The sequence below is a fragment of the Lichenibacterium ramalinae genome, assembly GCF_004137085.1.
GTDB lineage: Bacteria > Pseudomonadota > Alphaproteobacteria > Rhizobiales > Beijerinckiaceae > Lichenihabitans > Lichenihabitans ramalinae.
Genome location: NZ_QYBC01000030.1, coordinates 17,173 through 43,825 on the forward strand (window position 1 = coordinate 17,173; position 26,653 = coordinate 43,825).

Genomic DNA, 26,653 nt, shown 5'->3' on the forward strand with positions numbered 1-26,653 from the left:
ATGAGAGCAACGGTGCCGATGCCGGATTCGTTCGCGGTCCTGATGCCGCTGCGCGCACCGGACGCGCATCGCCGGGCCAGCATGACGACGGCGCGAACGACGACGGCCGCCCGAGGGGCGGCCGTCGACATCGCATCACGAGGCCTGGAGGGCGGCATTGCCGGCGCCGGCACAGGATCGGCGACCGCCCCCGCCGACCCCCGCTCGGCGTTGGTGGACTGGCCGAACCCGTGCCGGCAGGCTCGCCGAAGACTTGGACATGTTTCCCGTCGTCGTCGGCGACATGCGTTGGAAGGCCGTCAGGTGTCCCGGAGGTCGAGGCGCTTGTTGATGGCCAGGGCGCCGAGCGTGCAGACCGCGCCCGACAGCAGGTAGACGGCGACGGCCCAGAGCCCGAAGCGCGCGTAGCCGGCGAGCGCCACCAGCGGCGCGAAACCCGCGCCGATGAGCCAGGCGAGGTCGGAGGTGAGGGCCGAGCCCGTGTAGCGGTTCTGGCTCGAGAAGTTGGACGCCACGGCGCCGGCCGCCTGGCCGAAGGACAACCCGAGCAGGCCGAAACCCACCAGGATGAACACGGCCTGGCCGGTCTGGTCGCCGCCCAGCAGCATGGGAGTGAAGAGCGCGTAGATGCCGATCAGCACCGCGCAGGTCCCGAGCAGGTTGCGGCGGCCGACCCTGTCGGCGATGAGGCCCGACAGCATGACGGTGACGGCCAGCACCACGGCGCCGACGAGCTCGAGTTCGAGGAAGGCGGCCGGCGTCCGGTCGGTGAACAGGCCCGCATAGGACAGCGGGAAGATGGTGACGAGGTGGAACAGCGCGAAGGAGGCGAGCGGCACGAAGGCGCCGATCAGGACGTCGCCGCCCTGCCTGTGGAAGAGCTCGGAGATGGGGGCCGGCACGAGGTCGCGGCGCTCCAGCAGCTCCTCGAACTCCTCGGTGGCGACGAGGCGCAACCGGGCGAACAACGCCACGACGTTGATGGTGAAGGCCACGAAGAAGGGATAGCGCCAGCCCCAGCCGATGAAGTCCTCCATGGAGATGTTGAGGAGGAAGAAGGCGAAGATGCCGGCCGCCACGATGAAGCCGAAGGGCGCGCCGAGCTGCGGCACCATGGCGTACCAGCCGCGCCGGTGATGGGGGGCGTTGAGGGCCAGCAGCGAGGCGAGCCCGTCCCAGGCGCCGCCGAGCGCCAGCCCCTGGCCGAGGCGGAAGATGCAGAGCAGGGCGATGGAGGCCCAGCCCCAGTCGGCGAAGCCCGGCAGGAAGGCGATGGAGGCGGTGGAGCCGCCGAGCAGGAACAGCGCCGCCGTGAGCTTCACGCCGCGGCCGTGCCGCCGGTCGATCTCCATGAAGAGAACGGTGCCGATCGGGCGCGCCACGAAGGCCAGGCTGAACACCATGAAGGAATAGATCGTCCCGGTCTCCGCGGAGGCGAAGGGGAACACCAGGGCGGGGAACACCAAAACGCTGGCGATGCCGTAGACGAAGAAGTCGAAGGCTTCCGACGTGCGGCCGATCACCACGCCGAGGGCGATCTCGCCGGGCGAAACGTGGCTGTGATCCGTCGAGACCAGCCGCGCATCGCGCTCGACCGCCGCTGACGACGCCACCCCTGGAACGCTGTTGACCATCCCCAAATCCTCGCTGGGCGCCGCGACAGGCGCGACGCCGTGGTCCGGTCGCGAGGGCCGCGACCCATGGCGCATGCCACGCGCGGCGCCGGCCCGCAAACCGTTCGACGCATGGCACGCATACCGCGGCGCGGCCGGCCGTCCAATCGCCCTGGCCTGGACAAAACGTCCAATGCTATGAGGGCGCCATCGACCGTACATCGCTCATGAACTTTCCAACAGGTGGCCCCCTCGTGAGATTCCTGCGTGTCCTCGGCCTGCTGCCGGTCTTCGCCCTGCTCGGGGGCTGCGACATGGTGCTGATGAACCCCTCGGGCGACGTCGCCCTGCAGGAGCGCAACCTCATCATCGCGTCGACGGGGCTGATGCTGCTCATCATCCTGCCCGTGATGGCGGCGACCGCGCTCTTCGCGTGGCGCTACCGCGCCTCCAACACCAAGGCCGCCTACGCGCCCGACTGGCACCACTCGACCCAGCTCGAAGTGCTGATCTGGACGGCGCCGCTGCTCATCATCGTGGCGCTCGGCGCCCTGACCTGGATCAGCACCCACGTGCTGGACCCGTTCCGGCCCGTCGGCCGCATCGACGCCAGCCGGCCGGTGGTGACGGGCACCAAGCCGCTCGAGGTGGACGTCGTGTCGCTCGACTGGAAATGGATGTTCATCTATCCCGAGCAGGGCATCGCCACCGTCAACGTGCTCGCCGCGCCCATCGACCGGCCGCTCGACTTCCACATCACCTCCGGCACGGTGATGAACACCTTCTTCATCCCGGCCCTGGCCGGGCAGATCTACGCCATGGCGGGGATGGAGACGCGGCTCAGCGCCGTCATCAATAAGCCCGGCACCTATGACGGCTATTCCGGGATGTACAGCGGCGCCGGCTTCTCCGACATGAACTTCAAGTTCTACGGCATGACAGACGGCGATTTCGACGCCTGGGTGGCCAAGGCCAAGGCGGCCGAGATGACGCTCGACGGGCCCCGCTTCCTCAAGCTGTCGCAGCCGAGCGAGAAGGTGCGGCCGCAGTTCTACGGCTCGGTGCAGCCCGGCCTCTACGGCAAGATCGTCAACATGTGCGTCGACCCGAACAAGATGTGCGAGGACCAGATGATGGCGATCGACGCGACGGGCGGCGTGCCGGGCGAGCGGGGAGCGGAGAACCGCGAGAAGCTCATCTACGACGGCGCGCGGCTCAGCGAAGGCAACGAGGCCCCGGGCGCCACCTTCCCGGCCTCGGGCCGGCCGCCCAACACGCTGAAGACCGCCCCCCAGGGCATGGAACCGACGCCCCAGGCCCCCGACGTGAACCAGCCGGCGCATCACGATGACGCGCAGGGTCGCAACCAGCCCGAGATGGACGGCATGCCGGTCGGTCCCGATATGAAGATCAACCCCGCCCCGGCCCAGATCAACCCGCACTGAGACCGACCGCCCCGACGCCCGATCCCGAACGAGACCCCCACATGTTCTCGAACATCAACCTGCAGCAACTGATCTTCGGGCGTCTCACGCTCGAAGCCATCCCGTACCACGAGCCCATCCTGATCGTGACGTTCCTCGGCGTCGCCGTCGGCGGCGTCGCCCTGCTGGGCGCCCTCACCTATTTCAAGCTGTGGGGCTACCTGTGGAAGGAGTGGTTCACGTCGATCGACCACAAGAAGATCGGCATCATGTATTGCGTGCTGGCGCTCGTCATGCTCGTGCGCGGCTTCTCCGACGCGCTGCTGATGCGCACCCAGCAGGCGATCGCCTTCAACGGCAGCCAGGGCTACCTGCCGCCGCACCACTATGACCAGGTGTTCACCGCGCACGGCGTCATCATGATCTTCTTCATGGCGATGCCCTTCGTCACGGGCCTGATGAACTTCGTCGTGCCGCTGCAGATCGGCGCCCGCGACGTCGCCTTCCCGTTCCTGAACAACTTCTCGTTCTGGATGACGGTGTCGGGCGCCGTGACGGTGATGATGTCGCTGTTCGTCGGCGAGTTCGCCCGCACCGGCTGGACCAACTTCGCGCCGCTGTCGGAAGCCTCCTACAGCCCGGGCGTCGGCGTCGACTACTACATCTGGTCGCTGCAGATCGCCGGCATCGGCACGCTGCTGTCGGGCGTCAACCTCATCGCCACCATCGTCAAGATGCGGGCGCCGGGCATGTCCTTCATGAAGATGCCGATCTTCACCTGGACGGCGCTGTGCACCAACGTGCTCATCGTGGCGGCCTTCCCGATCCTCACCGCCGTGCTGGCCCTGCTTTCGCTCGACCGCTACCTCGGCTTCAACTTCTTCACGAACGACCTCGGGGGCAACCCCATGATGTACGTGAACCTGCTGTGGATCTGGGGCCACCCGGAGGTCTACATCCTCATCCTGCCGCTGTTCGGGGTGTTCTCCGAGGTGACGTCGACCTTCTGTGGCAAGCGCCTGTTTGGCTATGCCTCGATGATCTACGCCACGGTGGTCATCACCATCCTGGCCTACCTGGTCTGGCTGCACCACTTCTTCACCATGGGGAACGGGGCGAGCGTCAACTCGTTCTTCGGCATCACCACGATGATCATCTCCATCCCCACCGGGGCGAAGATCTTCAACTGGCTGTTCACCATGTACAAGGGCCGCATCCGCTTCGAGCTGCCCATGATGTGGACCGTCGCCTTCATGATCACCTTCGTGATCGGCGGCATGACGGGCGTGCTGCTGGCCGTGCCGCCGGCCGACTTCCAGCTGCACAACAGCCTGTTCCTGGTGGCGCATTTCCACAACGTCATCATCGGCGGCACGTTCTTCGGCATCATGGCCGGCGTGGCCTACTGGTGGCCCAAGGCCTTCGGCTTCAAGCTCGACGTGTTCTGGGGCAAGGTGTCGTTCTGGTGCTGGGTGTCAGGCTTCTACTTCGCCTTCATGCCGCTCTACGTGCTCGGCCTGATGGGCGTGACGCGGCGCCTCAACCACTTCGACGACCCGTCGCTGCAGATCTGGTTCATCATCGCGGCCTTCGGCGCGCTGCTGGTCGCCTGCGGCATCGCGGCCTTCTTCTACCAGATCTACGTGTCGATCCGGGAGCGCGACGTCCTCGCCGACGTCACCGGCGACCCGTGGGACGGGCGGACGCTCGAGTGGTCGACCTCCTCGCCGCCGCCCGCCTACAACTTCGCCTTCACGCCGATGGTGCACGACCTCGACGCCTGGACCGACATGAAGAAGCGCGGTTTCGTGCGTCCCCTGAACGGCTACAAGCCGATCCACATGCCCAAGAACACCGGCGCCGGCATCATCCTGTCGGGTCTCGCCACGGTCTTCGGCTTCGCCATGATCTGGTACATCTGGTGGCTGGCGGCGCTGAGCTTCGTCGCCATCGTCCTCGGGACCATCGTGCACACCTTCAACTACAACCGGGACTTCTACATCTCGGCCGAGGAGGTGACCCGCACCGAGGAGCAGCGCTCGCGCCTGCTCGGCACCCGGGCCTGAGGGAGGTCGAGACATGACGCGTTCCGACGAATCCCTCGCCGACGACGACACGCTGAAGTTCTACGTCGCCGGCGATGACGGCCATGGTCACGCCGAAGGCGGCACCATGATCGGCTTCTGGCTGTACCTGATGAGCGATTGCCTCATCTTCGCGGCCCTGTTCGCCTGCTACGCGGTCTACGGCCACGCCTATGCCGCCGGCCCCTCGCCGGCGACGCTGTTCAAGCTCGAAACGGTGGCGCTGAACACGGCGCTGCTGCTCTTCTCCTCCATCACCTACGGCTTCGCCATGCTGTGCATGGAGAAGGGGTGGAAGGGCAACACGCTGTTCTGGATGCTGGTGACGGCCCTGTTCGGCATGGGCTTCGTCTACCTCGAGCTGCACGAGTTCGCCGACCTCATCGCCGAGGGGGCGGGTCCGCAGCGTTCGGCCTTCCTGTCGTCCTTCTTCACGTTGGTCGGCACCCACGGCCTGCACGTGTCGGTCGGCATCCTGTGGATGTTCGTGCTGATGGTGCAGGTGATGTGGAAGGGCCTCGTCCCCGAGAACAAGCGCCGGCTCATGTGCCTCAGCATGTTCTGGCATTTCCTCGACGTCGTGTGGATCGGCGTCTTCTCCTTCGTCTATCTCGTGAGCGTGCTCCCATGAGCGGTGGAAACGTCGCGGCCAACGCGCATGTGCAGGTCCTGCACGACCACGAAGAGGCGGGCCACGGGTCCTTCAAGGGCTATCTGACGGGCTTCGGCCTGTCGGTGCTGCTGACCGCCATCCCGTTCTGGCTGGTGATGGCCCATGTGGTCGCCGACAGCCGCGTCGCCGGCCTGCTGGTGATGGGCATCGGCTTCGTGCAGATCATCGTCCACATGGTCTACTTCCTCCACATGAACACGAAGTCGGAGGGCGGCTGGACCATGCTGGCGCTGATCTTCACGGTCGTGATGGTGGTCATCACGCTCGCGGGGTCGATCTGGGTCATGTATCACATGAACGCCAACATGATGCCGATGGCGCCCGCCGACATGAGCAACATGAAGATGTGACGATGCGGACCGCCCCGTCGGCCCCTCCCGCGCCGACGGGCGATCCGCGGCCCGGGGAGCCCGGCCCGTCGAAGTCGCGGTCGGGCGCCAAGGCCGTCCTGGTCGGCTGCTGCGGCCTCGTCGCCATCGCCCTCCTGGCGGCGCTCGGCACCTGGCAGGTGCACCGGCTGTTCTGGAAACTCGACCTCATCGCCAGCGTGGACACCCGCGTCCACGCCGCCCCCGTGCCGGCGCCCGGGCCCGCCGCCTGGGCCGGCATCACGGCCGAGGCCGACCAGTACCGCCACGTTTCCGTGCGCGGCACCTTCGACAACACCCGTGAGACCGCCGTCCAGGCCGTGACCGAGGCGGGGTCGGGGTTCTGGATCGTCACGCCGCTGCACACCGAGGCCGGCACGACCGTGCTGGTCGACCGCGGCTTCGTGCCGACCAACCGGCGCGACCCCGCCACCAGGCCGGCGGGGCAGCGGCAGGGACCCGTCGAGGTCGTAGGGCTGCTGCGCGTCACCGAGCCCGGCGGCGCCTTCCTCCGCTCCAACGATCCCGCCGACGACCGCTGGTATTCCCGCGACGTCGCCGCCATCGCGGCGCGGCGCGGGCTCACCGGGCCGGTCGCGCCCTATTTCATCGATGCCGACGCGACGCCAAACCCCGGCGGACTGCCGGTCGGTGGCCTGACGGTCGTCGCCTTCCCCAACAACCACCTCGTCTATGCCGTCACCTGGTTCGCCCTCGCGCTGATGCTGGCCGGGGCGCTCGCCTGGGCGGTGCGCGAGGAGCTCCGGGGCCGGCGCGCCGGCACCGCCGCGAGGATGGACGGCTGATGTCGGCGCTGGCCGGGCCGGCCGAGGCAGCGGTCGCGGCCGGATCGCTCGATGCCGCGGGAGACGACGGCGCCGGCCGGCAGAACCTCCTGCTCCTCGTGCAACTCCGCTGGATCGCCGTGGTGGGCCAGCTCGTGACGGTCGCGGGCGTCAGCCTCGGGCTCGGCGTGTCGCTGCCCTTCGGCGCCATGGCGGGCGTGCTGTGCGGCCTCGTGGCGCTGAACCTCGGCAGCCTCCTGCGCCTGTCGCGCCCGCGCCCGGTGGCGGCTCCGGAACTCGCGCTCGCCATGCTGCTCGACGTGGCGGCGCTGACGCTGCAGCTGTCCCTCACCGGCGGCGCCACCAATCCCTTCGCCTTCCTCTACCTGCTGCAGGTGACGCTCGGCGCCGTGCTGCTCGACGGGCGCGCGGCCTGGGGTCTGGCCGCGGTGACGGGTCTGTGCTTCGCCGGCCTCACGGTGCTGCACCGCCCGCTCGACCTGTCGGGCCTCGCCGACGGCAGCCTGCCGGTGCTGAACATCATCGGCCTGCTGATCTGCTTCCTGCTCGACGCGGGCCTGCTCGTGGTCTTCATCGGTCGCATCAACCGCAATCTAAGGGAGCGGGACGCCAGGCTCGCGGCGCTGCGCCAGCGCGCCGCCGAGGAGGATTTCATCGTCCGCATGGGTCTGCTGGCGTCCGGCGCCGCCCATGAACTCGGCACCCCGCTCGCCACGCTCTCCGTCATCCTGGGCGACTGGCGGCGCATGCCGGCCCTCGCCGCCGATCCCGAACTCATGGTGGAGCTCGACGCCATGGAGGGCGAAGTGCGGCGCTGCAAGGCGATCCTCACCGGCATCCTAGTGTCGGCGGGCGAGACGCGGGGCGAATCGGCCGCCGTCACGACGCTGCACACCTTTCTCGACGACCTCGTCGAGGATTGGCGCGCGGCGCGGCCCTCGGCCCACCTCGTCTACGAGAACGTCGTGCGGGACGACCTGCCGATCGTGTCCGACACGGCGCTGAAACAGGCCATCGTCAACGTGCTCGACAATGCCTTCGAGGCGTCGCCCGGCTGGCAGCGCTTCGAGGCGGTCCGCAACGGCGGCCGGCTGCTCCTCGCCGTGACGGACCGAGGTCCCGGCTTCGCGCCCGACATCCTCGACACGATCGGCAAGCCCTACCGGTCCAGCAAGGGGCGGGAAGGCGGCGGCCTCGGGCTGTTCCTCGTCGCCAACGTGGTGCGCAAGCTCGGCGGGCGCCTCGCCGCGACCAACCGGCTCGGCGGGGGCGCCGCCGTCACCCTGTCGCTGCCGCTGGCCGCCCTGGCCGTGAAGGAGGAGGAGGCGCATGACGACGCCTGAGCGCCTTCTCGTCGTGGTGGACGACGACGAGGCCTTCGCCCGCACGCTGAAGCGCTCCTTCGAGCGCCGCGGCTACGATGTCGTGGTGGCGCCGACGCTGGCCGACGTGCAGGCGCTGCTGACGGCGCGCAGCCCGGGCTACGCCGTGGTGGACCTCAAGCTCGCCGGCGCCTCGGGCCTCGCCTGCCTCGAAGCGCTGCACGCGCACGACCCCGCCATGTTGATCGTGGTGCTGACGGGCTTCGCCTCTATCGCCACCGCGGTGGAAAGCATCAAGCTCGGCGCCTGCCACTACCTCGCCAAGCCCGCCAACACCGACGACATCGAGGCGGCCTTCGGCCGTGGGGCGGGCAACGCGGCCGTGCCGCTCGGCGAGCGGGCCACCTCGATCAAGACGCTCGAGTGGGAGCGCATCCACGAGGTGCTGGCCGAGACCGGCTTCAACATCTCGGAGACGGCGCGCCGCCTCGGCATGCATCGCCGCACGCTCGCCCGCAAACTGGAGAAGCGTCAGGTCAGATGAAGCATCCGGCCCGCTCGCGCGTTGGGCGGATGGCGCGGTCCCGGTCTATGGTGGCGGGGAACGACCTGGAGATCCCCATGCCTTTCGTCAGCGTCACGCGGCTGCGCCTGCGGTCGGTCCGCTTCCTCCCGTCCTTCTTTTTCCATGCGGTGCCCTCGTACCGCCAGGCGCGCGCCGCGCCGGGTTTCCGCGACGGCTCGCTGCTCGCCGACCGCTCCTGGACGTTCTGGACCCTCACGCTCTGGGACGGGCAGGCGAGCATGCGCGCCTACATGACGAGCGGCGACCATCGCACCGCCATGCCGCGCCTCGCCGGCTGGTGCGACGAGGCCTCGGTGGTGCATTGGGACCAGGAGCACGGCGACCTCCCGTCCTGGACCGAGGCGGACCGGCGCATGCGCGCCGAGGGTCGACCCTCCAAGATCCGAAACCCCAGCCCGCAGCACGCCGACCTGTCCTTCAGGACGCCGCGCCTCGGCCTCGCGCGGCCCTTCCAGGGCCGGCCCGGCTGACGCGGACCGGCTGCGCCGGCTCGGCCGGCTTGACCGGCGCCGCCCGGCCCTGGTGAAACGGCACCGTCCCCGCCCGCCGGAGCCCCACCCGTGATCGTCCGCGACAAGCCCAACGCCTGGCAGCTGTTCTTCATCCTGAAGGGATCCATCGTCCCCACCATCGCGCCGCGTCTCGCCGCCGTCACGCTGCTGTCGATCCTGGTCGTGGCGTCGCAGGAGGCGGGGCTGATGCGCTTCCACGAGATCGCGGCGCTGCCGTTCTCGCTCATCGGCATCGCGCTCTCGATCTTCGCGGGGTTTCGCAACTCCGCCTGCTACGACCGGTGGTGGGAGGGCCGCAAGATCTTCGGCCAGCTGCTGATCGACACGCGAAGCTTCGCCCGCCAGCAGATGGCGGTGCGCGGCCCGGGCGAACCCGCCGTGGCGCGTCGCGCGGCCTTCGGCGCCATCGCCTTCGCGCATCTGCTGCGCCATCACCTGCGCGCCGAGCCGCCGGGGCCGGAAGCCCTGGCGGCCCTGGCGGAGGCGGGAATGCCCGGCGTGGCGGCCGCCCGCAACCCGCCCAACATGCTGCTCACGGCCCTGACGCGCGAGGCCGCGGAGGCGGTCGCTTCCGGCAGCATCGCCGCCCAGGTGTTCCAGGTCCTGGAGGACAGCATCGTCTCCATGTCGGCCGTGCTGGCCGCGGCCGAGCGCATCAGGAACATGCCGGTGCCCTACACCTATTCGCTGATGCTCCACCGCACCGCCATGCTCTTCTGCCTGCTGCTGCCTTTCGGGCTGGCCGCGGCGGCCGGCGCCTGGACGCCGCTGCTGGTGCTGATCGTGTCCTACACGTTCTTCGGCCTCGACGCCCTCGGCGACGAACTCGAGAACCCGTTCGGGACCGGCCAGAACGCCCTGCCGCTCAGCGCCCTGACGCGAGGCATCGAGATCGACATCCGGGAGATGCTCGGCGAGGCCGACCTCCCCGAACCGCTCCGCCCCGTCGACTTCCAGCTGCGGTGAGACGGGGCGCTGTGGCGGCCCGACCATCGGGTCGCTGTGGCGGCCCGACCATCGGGCTGAGCAAATGATCGTACGAAGAGCAATTATTCGGTTGCTTAAGGGCGTGGCAGTCTTTGCCTTCCAGTCCGCATTTATGCCTAGAAATTCGTGAAATTGCCGTGACGCTGCTTGCCAAGCGGGAAGCAATGTGGTGAAACCATGAAACCGGGCCGACGATGCCCCGGCCTCCGGAAGTCCCCCGAAGCGGGTGCGGACACCGGAACAAAAAAAGACCGCCCCGAGAGGCGGCCCAAGTCTAGGGAGGAAACGCCCAAGAAGGGCATGCAACGAAAACGTTGCATATCGTCTATGCCATGTTTCGCCCTCCGTCGCAAGCCCTTTCTGGGGTCTGGCGCGGTTTCGGCTGTCCGTATGCTCGCTGCCTGCGGCGGCGGTCAGGGGATTTGGTCCCGCTGCCCGGATCCGGCATAGAGGAGGGGCGGCGTCGGACAGCGGGAGGAGGGGGCCATGGCGGCAGGAACGGGCGCGGCACCCGCCGTGTCGACACTCTCGGGCGACGACGGTTTGGCGGGTCGGCGCGTGCTGCTGATCGTGGGCGGGGGCATCGCCGCCTACAAGGCGCTGGACCTCATCCGGCGCCTGCGCGAGCGGGGCGCCTCGGTGCGGGCCGTCATGACCGCCTCGGCCAAGCATTTCGTCACGCCCCTCGCCGTCGCCAGCCTCACGGGCGAGCGCGTCCACGATGAGCTCTTCTCGCTGACCGAGGAGGCCGAGATGGGGCATATCGAGCTGTCGCGCAGCGCCGACCTCATCCTGGTGGCGCCCGCCACCGCCAACCTCATGGCCAAGATTGCGCAGGGCCTCGCCGACGACCTCGCCTCGACGCTGCTTCTGGCCACGGACACCCGCGTCCTCCTGGCCCCGGCCATGAACCTGCGCATGTGGCTCCACCCGGCGACGCGCCGCAACGCGGCGCTGCTCGCGGCCGATGGCGTCCTCACCGTCGGGCCCGGCGAGGGCGTCATGGCCTGTGGCGAGTTCGGCCCCGGCCGCATGGCGGAGCCGCTGGAGATCGTGGCCGCCGCCGCCCGTGCCCTCGCGGACGGCACCGCCATCCCGCTGCCCGACACCTCGCTGGCGAAGGATGCCTCGCCGCTGAAACAATCAGCGCCGGTCGCCGCCGTGTCGCCGCCGTCCGGTGCCGGGGCGGCATCGCTGCGCGGCCGGCGCGTGGTGGTGACGTCGGGCCCGACGCACGAGCCCATCGATCCCGTCCGCTACATCGCCAACCGGTCGTCCGGCCGTCAGGGCCACGCGATCGCGGCGGCGGCGGCGGCGGCGGGGGCCGAGGTCGTGCTGGTGTCGGGACCGGTCGCGCTGCCGGACCCGCGCGGCGTCGCGGTGGTGCGGGTCGAGACGGCGCGCGACATGCTGGCGGCGGTCGAGGCCGCGCTGCCGGCCGACCTCTTCGTCGCTGCCGCCGCCGTCGCCGACTGGCGCCCGCAGGCCGCCGCGGACCTCAAGATCAAGAAGCGCGACGGCGCGCCCGAGCCCGTGCTGCAGCTGGACCGCAACCCCGACATCCTGGCCGCGGTGGCGGGCCGCCGGGAAGGGCGCCCGAGGCTGGTGGTGGGCTTCGCGGCCGAAACCGACGCCTTGCTCGACCACGCCGCCGCCAAGCTGGCGCGCAAGAACTGCGACCTCCTCGTCGCCAACGACGTGGGGGCGGGGAGCGACGTCATGGGCGGGGCGGAGAATGCCGTGCACCTGCTCACCCGCACCGACGGGGCGCCGCGCGTCGAGGCTTGGCCGCGGCTCGACAAGGCGGAGGTGGCGCACCGCCTCGTCGCCCGCTTCGCCGCCATGCTCGACGGTGGCCGCGCATGACGGCCGCGCGTCCCGTGCCGGTCCGGGTCCGGCGCCTCCCGCATGCGGAAGGGCTTGACCTGCCGGCCTACCAGAGCGCGGGCGCGGCGGGGCTCGATCTCGTGGCGGCCCTGGCGCCGGACCAGGCGCTGGTGCTCGAACCCGGCGCCCGCGCCCTGGTGCCGACCGGGCTCTGCATCGCCTTGCCGGACGGGACCGAGGCGCAGGTCCGGCCGCGTTCCGGGCTCGCGCTGCGCCACGGCGTCACCGTGCTGAACGCCCCCGGGACCGTCGACGCCGACTATCGCGGCGAGGTCGGTGTGATCCTGGTCAACCATGGCGCCGAGCCCTTCGTGATCGAGCGCGGCACCCGCATCGCCCAGCTCGTGCTCGCCCGGGTGGAGCGGCTCGCCTGGGAGGAGGGCGAACTCGACGAAACGGCGCGCGGGGCCGGGGGGTTCGGCTCGACGGGCCGGGCCGCCGTCCCGTGAGGCTGCTGCCGGAGCGCAGCCTCCTGGCGGTGGCCACCGTCACGGACATCGCCCTCAACGGGCGCGTCGCGCCCGTCTCCGCCAAGGCGCTGGCGGCCCGCCACGGGCTCACGCCGCGCCACCTCGAAACGCTGCTGCAGGAGTTGGTCCGCGCCGGCATCCTCAAGGGGACGCGCGGGCCGCGCGGCGGCTACGCCCTGGCCCGGGAGCGCCGCCGCGTCACGGTGGGCGACATCCTGCGGGCGGCCGCGAGGGTCGGGGAGGGGGATGCGAAGCCGCGGCCCCGGCCGGCCTTCGTCGACGCCGTGGTGACGCCCGCGCTCCGTCCCGCCGGGGACGCCTTCCTGGCGGAGCTCGACCGCACCACCGTGGCGGACCTCTGCACGAGCGCCGAGACGTTCGGCCTCGCCCACGAGGCCGGCATGGATTTCACCATCTGAGGCGGCGCTTGGCCGGCGCCGCCGTCTCCCTCACACCACCGTGGCGTGGAGGTCGTAGGCGTCGGCCCGGTCGACCCTGGCCGTGACGATGTCGCCGACCCGCACCGGGAAACGGTGCGACAGGTGCACCTTGCCGTCGATCTCCGGCGCGTCGCCCTTGGAACGCCCCACCGCGCCGCCGGGCCCGACGGCATCGATGATCACCGGCATGCGGCGCCCGACCTTGCGGGCCAACAGCCGCGCGCTGATGAGCTGCTGGTGCTTCATGAAGCGGTCGAGCCGCTCCGCCTGTACCTCGGGCGGCACGTGCGGCAGGCCGAGCGTGTTGGCGGGCGCGCCTTCCACCGGCTCGTATTTGAAGGCGCCGACGCGCTCCAGCTTCGCCTCGGACAGCCAGTCGAGCAGGATCTGGAAGTCCTCCTCGGTCTCGCCGGGGAAGCCGACGATGAAGGTCGAGCGCAGGGTCAGGTCGGGGCAGATGTCGCGCCACGCCTTGATGCGGTCGAGCGTGCGGTCCTGCTTGCCGGGGCGCCGCATGGCGCGCAGCACGTTGGGCGCCGCGTGCTGGAACGGGATGTCGAGGTAGGGCAGCACCGACCCCTCCGCCATCAGCGGGATGACGTCGTCGACGTGGGGGTAGGGGTAGATGTAGTGGAGCCGCACCCAGGCGCCGAGCCGGCCGAGTTCGCCCGCGAGGTCGAGGAACTTGGCCCGCACCTCGCGGTCCCCGTGCTGCTGCAGCGGGTAGCCGAGGTCGAGCCCATAGGCCGCCGTGTCCTGCGACACGACGAGCAATTCCTTGACGCCGGCCTTCACCAGCTTCTCGGCCTCGCGCAGCACCTCGGACACCGGGCGCGAGGCGAGCCGGCCGCGCAGCCGCGGGATGATGCAGAACGAGCAGGAGTTGTTGCAGCCTTCCGCGATCTTCAGGTAGCTGTAGTGGCGCGGCGTGAGCTTGATGCCCTGCGGCGGCAACAGGTCGATGAAGGGGTCGTGCAGCGGCTCGGCCGCCTCGTGCACGGCCGCCATCACGCTCTCGTAGGCCTGCGGGCCCGACACGGCCAGCACGTTGGGATAGGCCTGGCGGATCACCTCCGGCTCGGCCCCCATGCAGCCCGTGACGATGACCTTGCCGTTCTCCGCCATGGCCGAGCCGATGGCGGCGAGCGACTCGCGCTTGGCGCTGTCGAGGAAGCCGCAGGTGTTGACGATGACGGCATCGGCGCCGTCGTGCTTCTTGGCGATCTCGTAGCCTTCGGCGCGCAGGCGCGTGATGATGCGCTCGCTGTCCACCAGCGCCTTGGGGCAGCCGAGCGACACGAAGGAGATGCGCGGCGCGGCGCGGCCGGCGGCGGGCGCGAGGACGGGATCGAGCGATGTCAGCATGGCGATGCCTTGGCACGGCGGGCGCCCGGTTGCAACAGGCCGGAGCCGGCGCGCCGGCATGCCTGGGTTGACGCGGGTCGGCGCGCCCTCGTGGCGCGACGCGCTCAGCGCGTCATGTCGGCCTGGACGCGCTCAGCGCGTCATGTCGGCGTCGACGCGGTCCGCGCGGTCGAGCCAGGGCGGCACCGGCAGGCCCTTGCCCTCCAGGAACGCGCGGTTGAACAGCTTCGAAGCGTAGCGCGCGCCGGAATCGCACAGGATCGTCGTCACGGTGTGGCCTGGGCCGAGGTGGCGGGCGAGCCGCATGGCGCCGGCGACATTGACGCCGGAGGAGCCTCCGAGCAGCAGGCCTTCGTGTTCGGCGAGGTCGAAGACCACGTCGAGCGCCTCGCGGTCGTCGACCTGGCAGGCGAAATCCACCGGGGCTCCGACGAGGTTGGCGGTGACGCGGCCCTGGCCGATGCCTTCCGTGATGGAGGAGCCGGCGGAGGTCAACGTGCCCGCGTCGTAGTAGCTGAACAGGGCCGAGCCCATGGGGTCGGCGATGCCGATCGTGATGGCGGGATTGCGGGCCTTCAGCGCCAGGCCGGTGCCGGCCAGCGTGCCCCCGGTGCCGACCGCGCAGATGAAGGCGTCGACCTTGCCCTCCGTCTGGTCCCAGATTTCCGGGCCGGTGGTGCGCTCGTGGCCGCCGCGGTTGGCGACATTGTCGAACTGGTTGGCCCAGATGGCGCCGTTCGGGTCCGTGGCGGCGAGCCGCTCCGCCAGCCGCTGCGACACGTGGACGTAATTGCCGGGGTCGCTGTAGGGCTTGGCCGGCACCTCGACGAGTTCGGCGCCGGACATGCGCAGCATGTCCTTCTTCTCCTGGCTCTGCGTCTCCGGGATGACGATGACGGTGCGGTAGCCGAGCGCGTTGGCCACGAGCGCCAGGCCGATCCCGGTGTTGCCGGCCGTGCCCTCGACGATCGTGCCGCCGGGGCGCAGCGTGCCGCGCGCCACCGCATCCTCGACGATCGCCAGGGCCGCCCGGTCCTTCACCGAGCCGCCCGGGTTCATGAACTCCGCCTTGCCCAGGATCGTGCAGCCGGTGAGGTCCGAGGCGCGCCGGAGCTTGATCAGCGGCGTGTGGCCGATGGCATCGATGACGGACTTCAGCATGACGGATCCGATTGGGCCGGCGGGCGTCGCAGGGCCGGCCGGAAGGGCAGGGAGCCTGTCTAGATCAGGAAACGAACGCGGTCCATCGATCGACCACCACGCTCCGGGCGGGCCGGGGCGTCAACGCTGCGAGGTCGACGCCTCGTAGAGGCAGGCGCCGGTCTCGGTCCTGATGCTGATCGAGACGCTGCCCACTCGGTCCTCGGCCGCGGCGTCGGACAGGAGCTGCCACACGATGAGCGTCGCTTCCCGGATGGCGAGGGCATCGTCGCCGAGTTCGATGCCGGCCGTGTCGCGGATGCGCCGCTCGCGGTCTCGGACGTCGAAGAAGTACCGGGCCATGGGACTCTCCAGCGGTTCTGGACCTCGTTGCGGCGGGCACCGATCGATGGAACGCCTCCGAACGGGAGGCCGTCGAACCACGCTGACACCCTCGACAGCCGCGTCCTGCGACAAGCCGGCCCTCCGACGCGTCCCGAGGGCGCGCCGGCGAGGGCGGCCGGCGGGACGCATCGGGCGGGGGAAACCCGTGGCCCGCCGCCGAAAGGGACGGACCACGGTCGCTCCGTTCGCAATGCCCCAACGATCAATCCGTCCCGACAGGCTTCGAAAAACAGCGCCTGTCGCCTGCAACCTCGCCGAGGTGCGACAGTCTGACATCACCCGTTTGGGGTAAGGAATCGGCCCGCGGAATTATTTTTCGCGATATGGACCGACGGACAGGTCCGCAGGCGCCATCGCGTGGCAGAGGCCTGGAGGTCGACCACCCTCGGCCGTCACGACGAAAGCCCCGCGGGGCGGGGCTTCGTGGATGCTTCAAAACGAAACCAAGAAGCTTGGCTCCCCGAGCAGGGCTCGAACCTGCGACAATTCGATTAACAGTCGAATGCTCTACCAACTGAGCTATCGGGGAACGCCGCCGCATCGCTGCAGCGTGGGGGGTGTTTAGCCCCGATCGTCGGGCTTTGCCAACCCCTATTTTGCCGGCCGGCCCTGGAAAAGTTTCCCCGGGCTTCGCCTTGCCGTCCGACGCCGGATCCGGTAGATCTCCGGACAGTCGCCCTGACCAAGCGATCACCGGCCGTTCAGGCCGCGTCGAGGCCTCGTGGCGGAGTGGTTACGCAGAGGACTGCAAATCCTTGCATCCCGGTTCGATTCCGGGCGAGGCCTCCAAGCGAAGCGACCGTCGTGCTGCCTTGACCCTGATGGGTCACGGTCGTCGCGGTTTCGGCGAAAGCCTGCAGCCCCTCCTCAGACGCTGTTGCCAGGTTTCGACATCGGCCCATCACCAGCTTCGTATTTCGAAACTCGCATGACTCTGCCGCGGGGCGACATCCGCAAGCGCACGACCGCGCACCTGCGAGGTCGTTGCAGGCGGGCGTTGGCCGGCGGGTCGCCTGGGCCTTGAGAGTTGTCAGCCCGAAGCCTGCCGGCAGCGGGCGATCGACCGTCCATTCGGTCCGAGTGAAGGGGCGCGAGGGAGTGGGACGCAGCCGCGGCGTCGCGCGCCTCCCCGCCCTCACCCCTCCTTCACCTCCCGCCCCACTTGCGCCTCGATGGCGCGCAGCTCCGTCAGCGTCCGGTCGAGCGACACGCGCATCTCCTCCAGCGCCAGGATGCGCTTGCGCACGCCCGCCAGCAGCGCCCGTTTCTGCTCGAGGTGGCGCGGGTCGACGGCGTAGAGGTCGAGGAAGTCCTTGATCTCGGCCAGGCTGAAGCCGAGCCTCTTGCCGCGCAGGATCAGCAGCATGCGGGCGCGCTCTCGCGCCGTGTAGACGCGCGTGGCACCGGCCCGCGCCGGGTCGATCAGCCCCTTGTCCTCGTAGAAGCGGATGGCGCGGGGCGTCACGCCGAGGTCGGCGGCGAGCTCCGTCACGGTCAGAAGCCGCTCGCCCGCCTGCGACCCGCCCCGCGGGTCCACGAGGGTCGGCTCAGGCTTGGCCGACATCGACCTTGCCGACATGGGCCCGCAGCCACGCCCCGGTGTCGATGCCCGTCACCCGGGCGCCGCCGACCTTGTAGATGCCGCTGGTCCGCACCGCCGGAACGCCGTCGGCCGTCGCCACGCATTGCGCCACGGCGAGGTTGCGGGTGACCGAGACGGTCCCGCCGATGCCCTGGACCCAGGCGCCGGGCAGCACCGCCGCGAGATAGTCGATGGACAGGTTCACGGTCGGCAGGATCGTGGTGGCCAGGGCAGGCGTGTCGAACATCACCGCAAAGGCGAGCTGGATGTCGCAGAAGGTCGCCAGCACGCCGCCGTGGCAGCGGCCGCCCGGGTTGCAGTGCTGGGGACCTACGCGGAAGCCGAGCGCCAGCGCGTCGCCGATCCTCCGGGCATGGAAGGCGATGGGGTCGAAGCCGAGCGCCCTCGCCTCCACCACCGGCAGGGCGACGAACCCGTCCGGCGGGGCCGGGTCCCGCCCCGTCAAAAGGCGGCCTCCGGCATGGCCATGGTCGAGGCCTTGCCGGACTTGATGGCGAGGAACAGCGCCGTGGCCTGGGGCAGCACGCGGTCGGTGAAGAAGCGGGCGCTGGCGAGCTTGGCGGCGTAGAAGCCGTCGGCGTCGTCCCCCGCCGCCAGTTTTTCCTGGGCGATTTCGGCCGAGCGCGTCAGCATGTAGCTCATCGCCACGAGGCCCATCAGGCGCAGGTAGTCGGTGGCGGCGGCGCCGGCCTCCTCGGCGTCCTTCAGGCCCGCGGTGGCGATCTGGCCGGTCGCCAGCTGCAGCATGCCGAAGGCCCGCTCCAGGGCCAGCACCAGCGGCCCGAGCGCGGCATCGCCCTTTCGGGTCTCGATGAAGGCCGCGATGGGATGGAAGAAGGGGCGCAGCAGCCGCCCCATGTGGGCCGGCATCTTGCGGCCCACGAGGTCCAGCGCCTGGATGCCGTTGGTGCCCTCGTAGAGCATGGCGATGCGGGCGTCGCGGACGAACTGCTCCACGCCGTGGTCGCGGATGTAGCCGTGGCCGCCGTAGACCTGCACGCCGAGGCTCGCCATCTCGTAGCCGAGGTCGGTGAAGAGCGCCTTGACCACGGGCGTCATCAGGGCCGTGAAGTCTTCCGCCTCCTTGCGCTCGGCCGGCGTGCCGGCGTGTTTCGACAGGTCGACGGCCTGCGCCACCCAGATGCCGACGGCCCGGCACGCCTCGGCATTGACCCGCATGGTCATCAGCATGCGGCGCACGTCGGGGTGCACGATGATGGGGTCGGCGGCGAGGTCGGGCCGCTTGGCACCCGACAGCGCGCGGCCCTGCAGCCGCTCCTTGGCATAGGCCGCCGCCGACTGGTAGGCCGCCGAAGCGACGCCGAGGCCCTGGATGCCGACGCCGAGCCGCTCCTCGTTCATCATGGTGAACATGGCCTGCATGCCCTTGTGGGGCGCGCCCACGAGCCAGCCCACGGCGTCCTCGTAGGTGATCTGGCAGGTCGCCGAGGCCTTGAGGCCCATCTTGTGCTCGAGGCCGGTGCAGATCACCCCGTTGCGCCGGCCGGGGCGGCCGTCCTCGCCCGGGATCAGCTTCGGCACCAGGAACATGCTGATGCCCTTGATGCCGGGGGGCGCGTCCGGTAGGCGCGCCAGGACGAGGTGGACGATGTTCTCGGTCAGGTCGTGTTCGCCCGCCGAGATGAAGATCTTGGAACCCGAAAGCCGATAGGCGCCGGCGTCGTCCGGCACGGCCCGCGTCCGCATCAGGCCGAGGTCGGTGCCGCAATGCGCCTCGGTCAGCGCCATGGCGCCGGCCCAGGTGCCCTCGGTCATGTTCCGGAGGAAGCGCGCCTTCAGCTCCGGCGACCCGTGCACCTCCAGCGCCTTGGCGGCGCCGTGGGTCAGGCCGGGATAAAGGCTGAACGACAGGTTGGCGGCGCAGATCATCTCCTCGACGAGCTTGTTGACGCATTCGGGCAAGCCCTGGCCGCCGAAGGCGGGGTCGCCGGCGAGGGAGGGCCAACCCCCGTCGCGGAACACCGCATAGGCTTCGCGGAACCCCTCGGGCGTGCGCACGACGCCGTTCTCCAGCCTGCAGCCCTCGAGGTCGCCCGGGGCGTTGAGCGGCAGGATGACCTCCTTGGTGAGGCGGGCCGCCTCGTCCAGCACGCCGTCCACGACGTCGGGCGTCGCCTCGGCATAGGCCGGCAGGGCCGTGATGCGGTCGAGCCCGTGGAGCTCGTGGAGCACGAAGCGCATGTCGCGCAGCGGGGCCTCGTAGACCTGCATGGGAAACTCCGAGCGAAGGGGGGCGGCGGTCGGGCGGGGAAGCGTCAGTTGCGCAGCGGCTTGCCGGTCGCCAGCGTGTGCTCGATGCGCTCCAGCGTGGGGCCGGTGCGGATCAGCGCCAGGAAGGCGCGGCGTTCGAGCTTCAGCAGGTCGGCCTCGGTGACGATGTCGACCGGGTCAGCGTCGCCGCCGCTCAGCACCGTGGCGAGGGCGCCCGCCACCGCCATGTCGTGCGCGCTCGCCAGGCCCTGCGCCCGGAACCCCTCGGCCGCCAGGGTCATGGCGAGGCGGCCGGAAGCGCCGGGCAGGCGGAACTCGGGCTTGGGGGGCGGCGCATAGCCGTCCACCATGGCGAGGGCCCTGGCCCGGGCCGCGAAGAGCAGCCGGTCCCGGTTGAACGTGATGCCGTCGCGCTCGCGCAGCACGCCCATGGACCGGGCCTCGGCCGCCGATTTCGCCACCTTGGCGGTCGACACGGTCTCGAACACCTTGGCGACCGCCGGCATCGGGCCCTGCGGCATCCGCGGCGCACCGGCCCAGCGGGCGATCATCTCGCCGCAGCCGCCCCAGCCCGGCACGAGGCCGACGCCGCATTCGACGAGGCCGACATAGGTTTCGGCATGGGCCTCGATGGCGTCGCAATGGAGCAGGATCTCGCAGCCGCCGCCGAGCGCGAGGCCGGCGGGCGCGCCGACCACCGGGAAGGGCGCGTATTTCAGCGCCTTGAAGCCGCGCTGGCCCGCGTCGACCAGCTTCTCGATCTCGCCCCAGGCGGCGATGTTGCAGGCGAAGAGCGCCTGCCCGAGGTTGGCCCCTGCGGAGAAGTTGGTGGCATCGGTGTAGATCACCAGCGCCTTGAAGCGTTCGGCCACCACGCCGAGGCTCCGGTCGAGCAGCTTCAGTACGGCCTCGTCGAAGCTGTTCATCTTGGTGGCGATCTCGAAACACGCGACGCCTTCGCCGATGTCCCACAGCGCCGCCGAGCCGTTCTTCAGCAGCGGCGCCCCGGCCCGTTTGACGTCGGCGAGGCGCAGCACGCCCTCGGGCCGCTCCACGCGATGATAGGCGCCGTCGGTCCCGAAGACCTCGACCTCGCCCGCCGCCTCCCGATAGAAGCTGCCCTCGCCGACGGCCGCCAGCAGCGGCGGCACCGGCCGGCCGTCGCGGGCGAGCCGCGCCGCCACCGCGGCGGGACCGAGCCGGTCCAGCATCTCGAAGGGGCCCTGCTTCCAGTTGAAGCCGAGCCGCATGGCGGCGTCGACGCCGGCGACGTCGTCCGAGATCTCGGGCACGAGGCCGGCCGCATAGGCCAGCACGTCGCCCATCACGGCCCAGGCGTAGCGGCCGTAGCGGTCCTCCGACGCCATGAGGGCCCGCATGTCGCGGCCGGCGGCCTCGGGCAGCTTGGCGTCGCGCGAGGGCTCGTAGACGCCCGTGACGAGGCCGATCGATTCCTTGATCTTTCCCGCCTCGCGGTTGATCCGGTAGAAGCCGCCCTTGCCCTTGCGGCCCGTATAGCCCTCGCCGATCATCCGGGTCAGCAGCGGGTTGACGCGGTGGCCCCGGACGAAGGCGTCCTCGGCCGACAGCAGCGCCGTCATGCTGGCGTCGATATGCGGCATGAGGTCGAGGCCGACGAGGTCGAGCAGGCCGAAGACGCCCGTCTTGGGGATGCCGAAGGGGCGCCCCATCACGGCATCGGCCTCCTCGACGCCGAGGCCGAGGTCCATGGCGGCATTGACGCCGCGCTGCAGCCAGAAGGTGCCGATGCGGTTGGCGATGAAGCCGGGCGTGTCCTTGCAGCGCACGATGCTCTTGCCGAGCACGTGGTCGCAGAAGGCCGAGACGCGGGCCACGAGTTCGGGGTCGGTCGCCGGGCCCGGCACCACTTCGAGCAGCCGCATGTAGCGCGGCGGGTTGAAGAAATGCGTGATGAGGAAGTCCCGCGCGAAGGCCTCGGGCAGGCCGCCCAGCAGCGCGGCCAGCGGGATGGTCGAGGTGTTGGAGCTCACGGCCGTGCCGGGACGGTGCAGCTCGGCGAGCCGCCGGTACAGCGCCTGCTTGAGGTCGAGCCGCTCCACGACGGCTTCGATGATCCAGTCGCAGGCGGCGGCGGCGGCGAGGTCGTTCTCGGTGTTGCCGGTCTCGACGAGCTTCGCGGCCTGGGGCGCCATGAAGGGCGCGGGGTCGGTCTTGAGCATGCGGGCGACGGCGGCATCGGCGAGCTTGTTGCGGTCGCCGGTGCCCGGCGGCACGATGTCGAGCAGCAGCACCGGCACGCCGGCATTGGCCACCTGGGCGGCGATGCCGGCCCCCATGACGCCCGCGCCGATGACGCAGACGCGGCGGATGGCGGCATCCATCAGGCGCGCTCCAGCAGGGTGGCGATGCCCTGGCCGCCGCCGATGCACTGGGTGGCGAGGGCGAAGCGGCCGCCGTCGCGGCTGAGGATCTCGGCCGCCTTGCCGACGATGCGGGCGCCGGTGGCGCCGAGCGGATGGCCGAGCGCGATGGCGCCGCCGTCGCGGTTGACGGCCTCGTCGCGAAGCCCGAGCTCCTTGGCGCAGGCGATGGCCTGGCTGGCGAAGGCCTCGTTGAGCTCGACGACGTCGAGGTCGGCGGCCGCGACGCCGCCGCTGCGCGCGAGAGCCTTGCGGCTGGCGCCGATCGGGCCGAGCCCCATCGTCTCGGGCTTGCAGCCCGACACGCCGACCGAGCGGATGCGCGCCAGCACCGTCAGCCCATGGCGCTCGGCATAATCGGCCGAGCAGACCAGCACCGCCGAGGCGCCGTCGGTGAGCGGGGACGCGGTGCCAGCCGTCACGGTGCCGTTCCCGTCGAAGGCCGGCTTCAGGGCCGCCAGCCCCTCGCCGCTGGTGTCGGGCCGCAGGCACCCGTCGCGGTCCACCGTGCCGGCCTTGGTGACGATCGGCACGATCTCGGCGGCGAACCGCCCGGCGTCGCGCGCTTCCGCGGCCTTGCGCTGGCTCGCGACCGCGAAGGCCTCCTGGTCGGCCCGGGTGATCTGGTACTGGCGGGCGACGTTCTCGGCCGTCTCGCCCATGGTCGCGTAGGCGCCGGGGCGCTCGCGCGCGAGGTCGGGGTTCGGCATGGGGTTAAAGCCGCCCATGGGGATGCGGCTCATGCTTTCCACGCCGGCGCAGATGAAGACGTCGCCGGCCCCGATGGCGATGGCGCCCGCCGCCATGTGGACGGACTGCATGGAGGAGCCGCAGAAGCGGTTCACCGTGGCGCCGCCCACCGTCAGCGGCAGGCCGGCGAGCAGGCCGACGATCCGCCCGGCGTTGAAGCCCTGCTCGCCTTCCGGAAAGGCGCAGCCGAGCAGCAGGTCCTCGATGTCGTCCGAGTCGACCCCCGTGCGGGCCACGAGGGCGCGCACGACCTGGGCGGCGAGGTCGTCGGGGCGGACCCGGGCGAGGCTGCCCTTGCCGGCGGGCTGGAACGGCGAGCGGGCATAGCCCGCGATCACGGCGCCTGTCATGGACCTGTGTCCCCCCTTGTGCTTGACGCTTGAGGCTGTCGATTGACGTATAGGTCAACCGGCGAGGGACGGCAAGGAGCGGCGCCGGCCGTCTCCGATGCGGGGAGGGCCGGGGCGGGGCGCCTCCGACGCCGGGAGGTTCAGAACGAGGCCGACACCTTGGCCCAGAGCACGTCGCCCTGCCGCCGGTTGTCCGAGAACACCTCGTGCTGGACGCGCAGGTCGGTGGCGACCCGCGGCGTCGGGTTATAGGTGACGGCGGGCCCGATGGCGAAGACCTGGCCCTTGTTGCCCGGGCCCTGGTTCAGCGGATCGAAGGGCACGAAGGCGCTCGCCGGCCGGACCGTGTTGACCTCGACGCCGTCGAGCCGGTCGCCGGTGAACTGCCTGTAGTAGTAACCCTCCACGCCGACCGCGAGCCCCGGGGAGACATGCTGCAGGGCCGCGAAGGTCATGCCGAACTCGTCGCCCGACGTGTAGTGGGTCGCGCCATTGGTCCCGTTGAACGACAGGCTGGCGTTGAGGTCGAGTTCGTGCCCGCGCGGATCGAGGTAGGTCGCCACGATGGCGGGGCGGTAGCTGATGTAGTTGAGGCCGATGTTGGCGCCGATCGGGTCGGTCCTGTCGTAACGCCCGGTGGGGGCCGTGAACTCGGCCGGCGACAGGTTCACGTGTAGGAAGGCCTTGGGCAGGTCGAAGTTCAGGAAGATCGGGATGAAAGTCGTGTCGCCGAGCCCGCTCACCGTTTCGCCGCTGCCCGAAACGCGCCCGAGGATCCGGGTCTGCGCCTCGGCGCGGGCGCCCGCATAGAAGGTATAGGCGGCGACGCCGACGCGGGCGTCGAGGATCGGCAGGACGACGTCCGGCACATAGGCGAAGCTCAGCACCTCCGCGGACGTGTTGGCGAGGACCTTGACGCGACTCCGCCCCAGCGTCCCGAGATCGAGCTTGACGGGATCGCCGTTGCGGTCGTTGGACCGGCTCGACAACACGACGTTGGTGTCGGCGCGCAGGTAGGGCTGTCCCGTCGGAGGGGCGAAGCCGCCCAGGATGGCGAGATAGCCGAGGTCGACATGCGTCAGGCCGTCCTCGGTGGCGGCGGCCCCGGTTGCCGTCGCCAGCAGGGCCGAGCCGGCCAGAAGCGCCGTCCTCAGAGCCTTCATGTGTTCCCTCCACGGATCACGAGATGCCCGTGCATGTTGCAGGAAGGCTAGGTTTGAGGTGCCGACCTGTCAAACACATGTTAGTTTTCGGGAGGCCTTCGAGCCCCGCTATGGCGTGGCCGCAACATCTCCCGTTACGGAAAGCGCTCGCTTCGGGCTGGCCAATGCGACGCGCGACCGGCACTCTCGGTCGTCGGATTCCGACGCCGTGTCGGCGTTGGGTCGGCATGGGACGCGGGCCTGGCCGCAGGCTCCCGCGCATCGTGGGGGAGGGTTCCATGCCGTTGCGCTTCGTCGAGCCGGCCGCTGAAGCCTACGGCTTCCCGCTGGTCATCGGCCAATTGCTCAATTCCTGCCTGCTGACGGCACGCGACAACGAGATCGTCTACCGCGACCGGTCGCGCTTCACCTATCCGGCCTTCCGCGACCGCCTGGGGCGGCTCGCCTCGGGCCTGGCCGGGCTCGGTGCCGGGGAAGGCTCCACGGTGGCGGTGATGGATTGGGACAGCCACCGCTATCTCGAATGCTACTTCGCCGTTCCCATGATGGGGGCCGTGATCCAGACGGTGAACGTGCGCCTGCCGCCCGCCCAGGTGGCCCTCACGCTGGCCGAGGCCCGGGCGGAGGTGATCCTGGTCCACCGCGACTTCCTGCCCCTCCTCGAAGCCGCGCTGCCGGGGCTCGCGGGGGTGAAGGCCGTGGTGCTGATCGCCGACGGCGTCGACCTGCCGGCGCCCGCCTGGGCGGCGATCGAATACGAGACCCTGTTGGAGCGGGCGTCTCCCGACTACCCGTTCCGCGACTTCGACGAGAACGCGGTGGCCACCACCTTCTTCACCACGGGTACGACCGGCCGGCCCAAGGGGGTGAGCTTCACGCACCGGCAGATCGTCCTGCACACGCTGGCCTGCTGCGGCATGTTCGGCGCCTCGCGGCGGCGCGGCCTCGGCATCGACGACGTCTACATGCCGCTGACGCCGATGTTCCACGTCCATGCCTGGGGCATGCCCTACGTCGCCACCATGCTGGGGTTGAAGCAGGTCTACCCCGGCCGCTACGATCCCACCCTCATCCTCGACCTGCGGGCGCGCGAGGGCGTTACCTACTCGCACTGCGTGCCCACGCTCCTGCAGATGGTGCTGACCGTCGCCGAGGCCCGCGACGAGGACCTGTCGGGCTGGATGATGACGGTCGGGGGCGCCGCCCTGACGCGGGCGCTCTGCGAGGCGGGGCGGCGGCGGGGCCTGCAAGTCGTGGCCGGCTACGGCATGTCGGAAACCTGCCCGACCGTGATTCACGCCCGCAGCTTCGCCCGGGACGGGCTCGACGACCCGGCGGAGGTGGCGGCCTTGACCCTGGCGGGGGCGCCGATCCCGCTGGTGGCGACGCGCATCGTCGACGCTTCCATGCGGGACCTCCCGGCGGATGGCCGTTCCCAGGGCGAGCTGGTGCTGCGGGCGCCCTGGCTGACGGGCGGCTACGTCGCCGACGCGGACGCCTCGGACGCGTTGTGGCGCGGCGGCTGGCTCCACACCCAGGACGTGGCGGTGCGTCACCCCGATGGCGCCATCCAGATCCGCGACCGGCTGAAGGACGTCATCAAGTCCGGCGGGGAATGGCTCTGCTCGGTGACCATGGAGGACATCGTCGCGGAGCTCGACGAGGTCGGCGATGTCGCGGTGGTGGGCGTGCCGGATGCGCTGTGGGGCGAGCGCCCGGTCGCCGTTCTGGTGCCGGCGCCGGGCGCCACCGTCACCGCCGAGCGCGTCGACGCCTGCCTCGACGCCGCCATCGCGGCGGGGGCGCTCAGCCGCTACGCCCGCGTCGGCCGGATCGCGATCCTGGACGCCCTCCCCAAGACCAGCGTCGGCAAGATCGACAAGAAGGCGCTCCGTCTCCTGCTCGCCGACGGCACCCTCTAATCGGTGGTGCGCTGCCCTTCTCCCGCTTGCGGGAGAAGGTGGCCCCGCGCAGCGGGGTCGGATGAGGGGAGGGGGGGCCGCCCCGGCGGGCTGCCGCCTCGGCCCGGGGCAGGGCAGGGGGAGAGTCCCGTCATTCCCTTGCCCCCTGG

Annotated in this window: 23 protein-coding genes and 2 tRNA genes; 14 read left to right on the plus strand and 11 right to left on the minus strand. The window is 70.5% G+C overall.

Features of this window, described 5'->3' with window-relative positions:
* Nucleotides 1-299 precede the first annotated feature (299 nt).
* Nucleotides 300-1,634, minus strand: a complete 1,335-nt coding sequence (locus D3272_RS24650; RefSeq protein ID WP_129221887.1) for an MFS transporter — start codon at nt 1,632-1,634, stop codon at nt 300-302.
* 206 nt (nt 1,635-1,840) lie between these two features.
* Between D3272_RS24650 and cyoA the strand changes: the two genes are divergently transcribed.
* From cyoA to D3272_RS24710, 12 genes are all read left to right on the plus strand, one after another.
* On the plus strand, nt 1,841-3,058 hold the full coding sequence (cyoA, locus tag D3272_RS24655; protein ID WP_129221888.1) for a ubiquinol oxidase subunit II: 1,218 nt from the start codon (nt 1,841-1,843) through the stop codon (nt 3,056-3,058).
* A 41-nt stretch (nt 3,059-3,099) separates the two neighbouring features.
* Nucleotides 3,100-5,103 carry a cytochrome o ubiquinol oxidase subunit I gene (gene cyoB, locus D3272_RS24660; protein ID WP_129221889.1) on the plus strand — a complete coding sequence of 668 codons (2,004 nt, stop codon included), beginning with the start codon at nt 3,100-3,102 and terminating at the stop codon, nt 5,101-5,103.
* 13 nt (nt 5,104-5,116) lie between these two features.
* Entirely contained in the window at nt 5,117-5,752 is a 636-nt protein-coding gene (gene cyoC / locus D3272_RS24665) for a cytochrome o ubiquinol oxidase subunit III (RefSeq protein ID WP_129221890.1), read from the plus strand.
* Nucleotides 5,749-6,144 (plus strand): cytochrome o ubiquinol oxidase subunit IV, encoded by a 396-nt coding sequence (gene cyoD / locus D3272_RS24670; RefSeq protein WP_129221891.1) that lies wholly within the window; start codon nt 5,749-5,751, stop codon nt 6,142-6,144. Before cyoC ends, cyoD begins: the two co-directional genes overlap by 4 nt.
* Before the next feature lie 2 nt (nt 6,145-6,146).
* Nucleotides 6,147-6,968 carry an SURF1 family protein gene (locus tag D3272_RS24675; RefSeq protein WP_129221892.1) on the plus strand — a complete coding sequence of 274 codons (822 nt, stop codon included), beginning with the start codon at nt 6,147-6,149 and terminating at the stop codon, nt 6,966-6,968.
* Nucleotides 6,968-8,311, plus strand: coding sequence for an ATP-binding protein (locus D3272_RS24680; protein ID WP_129221893.1), 1,344 nt, complete (start codon nt 6,968-6,970; stop codon nt 8,309-8,311). Before D3272_RS24675 ends, D3272_RS24680 begins: the two co-directional genes overlap by 1 nt.
* Nucleotides 8,298-8,834 (plus strand): response regulator transcription factor, encoded by a 537-nt coding sequence (locus tag D3272_RS24685; protein WP_129221894.1) that lies wholly within the window; start codon nt 8,298-8,300, stop codon nt 8,832-8,834. Before D3272_RS24680 ends, D3272_RS24685 begins: the two co-directional genes overlap by 14 nt.
* A 77-nt stretch (nt 8,835-8,911) precedes the next feature.
* Nucleotides 8,912-9,346 (plus strand): DUF3291 domain-containing protein, encoded by a 435-nt coding sequence (locus D3272_RS24690; protein WP_129221895.1) that lies wholly within the window; start codon nt 8,912-8,914, stop codon nt 9,344-9,346.
* Nucleotides 9,347-9,436: 90 nt separating this feature from the next.
* Nucleotides 9,437-10,354, plus strand: coding sequence for a bestrophin family protein (locus D3272_RS24695; protein WP_129221896.1), 918 nt, complete (start codon nt 9,437-9,439; stop codon nt 10,352-10,354).
* A gap of 507 nt (nt 10,355-10,861) precedes the next feature.
* A complete protein-coding gene (locus D3272_RS24700; RefSeq protein ID WP_129221897.1) occupies nt 10,862-12,241 on the plus strand; it encodes a bifunctional phosphopantothenoylcysteine decarboxylase/phosphopantothenate synthase in 1,380 nt (459 codons plus the stop codon).
* Nucleotides 12,238-12,711 carry a dUTP diphosphatase gene (gene dut, locus D3272_RS24705; protein WP_129221898.1) on the plus strand — a complete coding sequence of 158 codons (474 nt, stop codon included), beginning with the start codon at nt 12,238-12,240 and terminating at the stop codon, nt 12,709-12,711. Before D3272_RS24700 ends, dut begins: the two co-directional genes overlap by 4 nt.
* Nucleotides 12,708-13,151: an RrF2 family transcriptional regulator gene (locus tag D3272_RS24710; protein WP_129221899.1), complete on the plus strand. Its 444-nt coding sequence runs from the start codon at nt 12,708-12,710 to the stop codon at nt 13,149-13,151. Before dut ends, D3272_RS24710 begins: the two co-directional genes overlap by 4 nt.
* 30 nt (nt 13,152-13,181) lie before the next feature.
* Here the strand turns inward: D3272_RS24710 and rimO are convergent, their stop codons facing one another.
* The 4 genes from rimO to D3272_RS24730 form a co-directional block, all read right to left on the minus strand.
* Nucleotides 13,182-14,537, minus strand: a complete 1,356-nt coding sequence (rimO, locus tag D3272_RS24715) for a 30S ribosomal protein S12 methylthiotransferase RimO (RefSeq protein ID WP_129221900.1) — start codon at nt 14,535-14,537, stop codon at nt 13,182-13,184.
* Between the two features lie 132 nt (nt 14,538-14,669).
* Entirely contained in the window at nt 14,670-15,698 is a 1,029-nt protein-coding gene (locus D3272_RS24720; RefSeq protein ID WP_129221901.1) for a cysteine synthase A, read from the minus strand.
* 120 nt (nt 15,699-15,818) lie between these two features.
* Entirely contained in the window at nt 15,819-16,040 is a 222-nt protein-coding gene (locus D3272_RS24725) for a DUF6894 family protein (RefSeq protein ID WP_129221902.1), read from the minus strand.
* A gap of 495 nt (nt 16,041-16,535) precedes the next feature.
* Nucleotides 16,536-16,611, minus strand: a tRNA-Asn gene (locus tag D3272_RS24730).
* 186 nt (nt 16,612-16,797) lie between these two features.
* Between D3272_RS24730 and D3272_RS24735 the strand changes: the two genes are divergently transcribed.
* Nucleotides 16,798-16,871, plus strand: a tRNA-Cys gene (locus D3272_RS24735).
* A gap of 346 nt (nt 16,872-17,217) precedes the next feature.
* Here D3272_RS24735 and D3272_RS24740 read toward each other — a convergent pair.
* From D3272_RS24740 to D3272_RS24765, 6 genes are all read right to left on the minus strand, one after another.
* Nucleotides 17,218-17,646, minus strand: coding sequence for a MerR family transcriptional regulator (locus D3272_RS24740; protein WP_129221903.1), 429 nt, complete (start codon nt 17,644-17,646; stop codon nt 17,218-17,220).
* On the minus strand, nt 17,630-18,130 hold the full coding sequence (locus tag D3272_RS24745) for a PaaI family thioesterase (RefSeq protein WP_129221904.1): 501 nt from the start codon (nt 18,128-18,130) through the stop codon (nt 17,630-17,632). The genes D3272_RS24740 and D3272_RS24745 overlap by 17 nt, the downstream gene beginning before the upstream one ends.
* The gene (locus tag D3272_RS24750; RefSeq protein ID WP_129221905.1) at nt 18,127-19,917 is read right to left on the minus strand and encodes an acyl-CoA dehydrogenase C-terminal domain-containing protein; all 1,791 of its coding nucleotides are present in this window, start codon (nt 19,915-19,917) and stop codon (nt 18,127-18,129) included. The genes D3272_RS24745 and D3272_RS24750 overlap by 4 nt, the downstream gene beginning before the upstream one ends.
* 44 nt (nt 19,918-19,961) lie before the next feature.
* Nucleotides 19,962-22,280 (minus strand): 3-hydroxyacyl-CoA dehydrogenase/enoyl-CoA hydratase family protein, encoded by a 2,319-nt coding sequence (locus tag D3272_RS24755; protein ID WP_129221906.1) that lies wholly within the window; start codon nt 22,278-22,280, stop codon nt 19,962-19,964.
* On the minus strand, nt 22,280-23,419 hold the full coding sequence (locus D3272_RS24760; RefSeq protein ID WP_129221907.1) for a thiolase family protein: 1,140 nt from the start codon (nt 23,417-23,419) through the stop codon (nt 22,280-22,282). Before D3272_RS24760 ends, D3272_RS24755 begins: the two co-directional genes overlap by 1 nt.
* 140 nt (nt 23,420-23,559) lie before the next feature.
* Nucleotides 23,560-24,582, minus strand: a complete 1,023-nt coding sequence (locus tag D3272_RS24765; protein ID WP_129221908.1) for a SphA family protein — start codon at nt 24,580-24,582, stop codon at nt 23,560-23,562.
* A gap of 278 nt (nt 24,583-24,860) precedes the next feature.
* Between D3272_RS24765 and D3272_RS24770 the strand changes: the two genes are divergently transcribed.
* The gene (locus D3272_RS24770; RefSeq protein ID WP_129221909.1) at nt 24,861-26,504 is read left to right on the plus strand and encodes a long-chain-fatty-acid--CoA ligase; all 1,644 of its coding nucleotides are present in this window, start codon (nt 24,861-24,863) and stop codon (nt 26,502-26,504) included.
* The last annotated feature ends 149 nt before the right edge of the window (nt 26,505-26,653 follow it).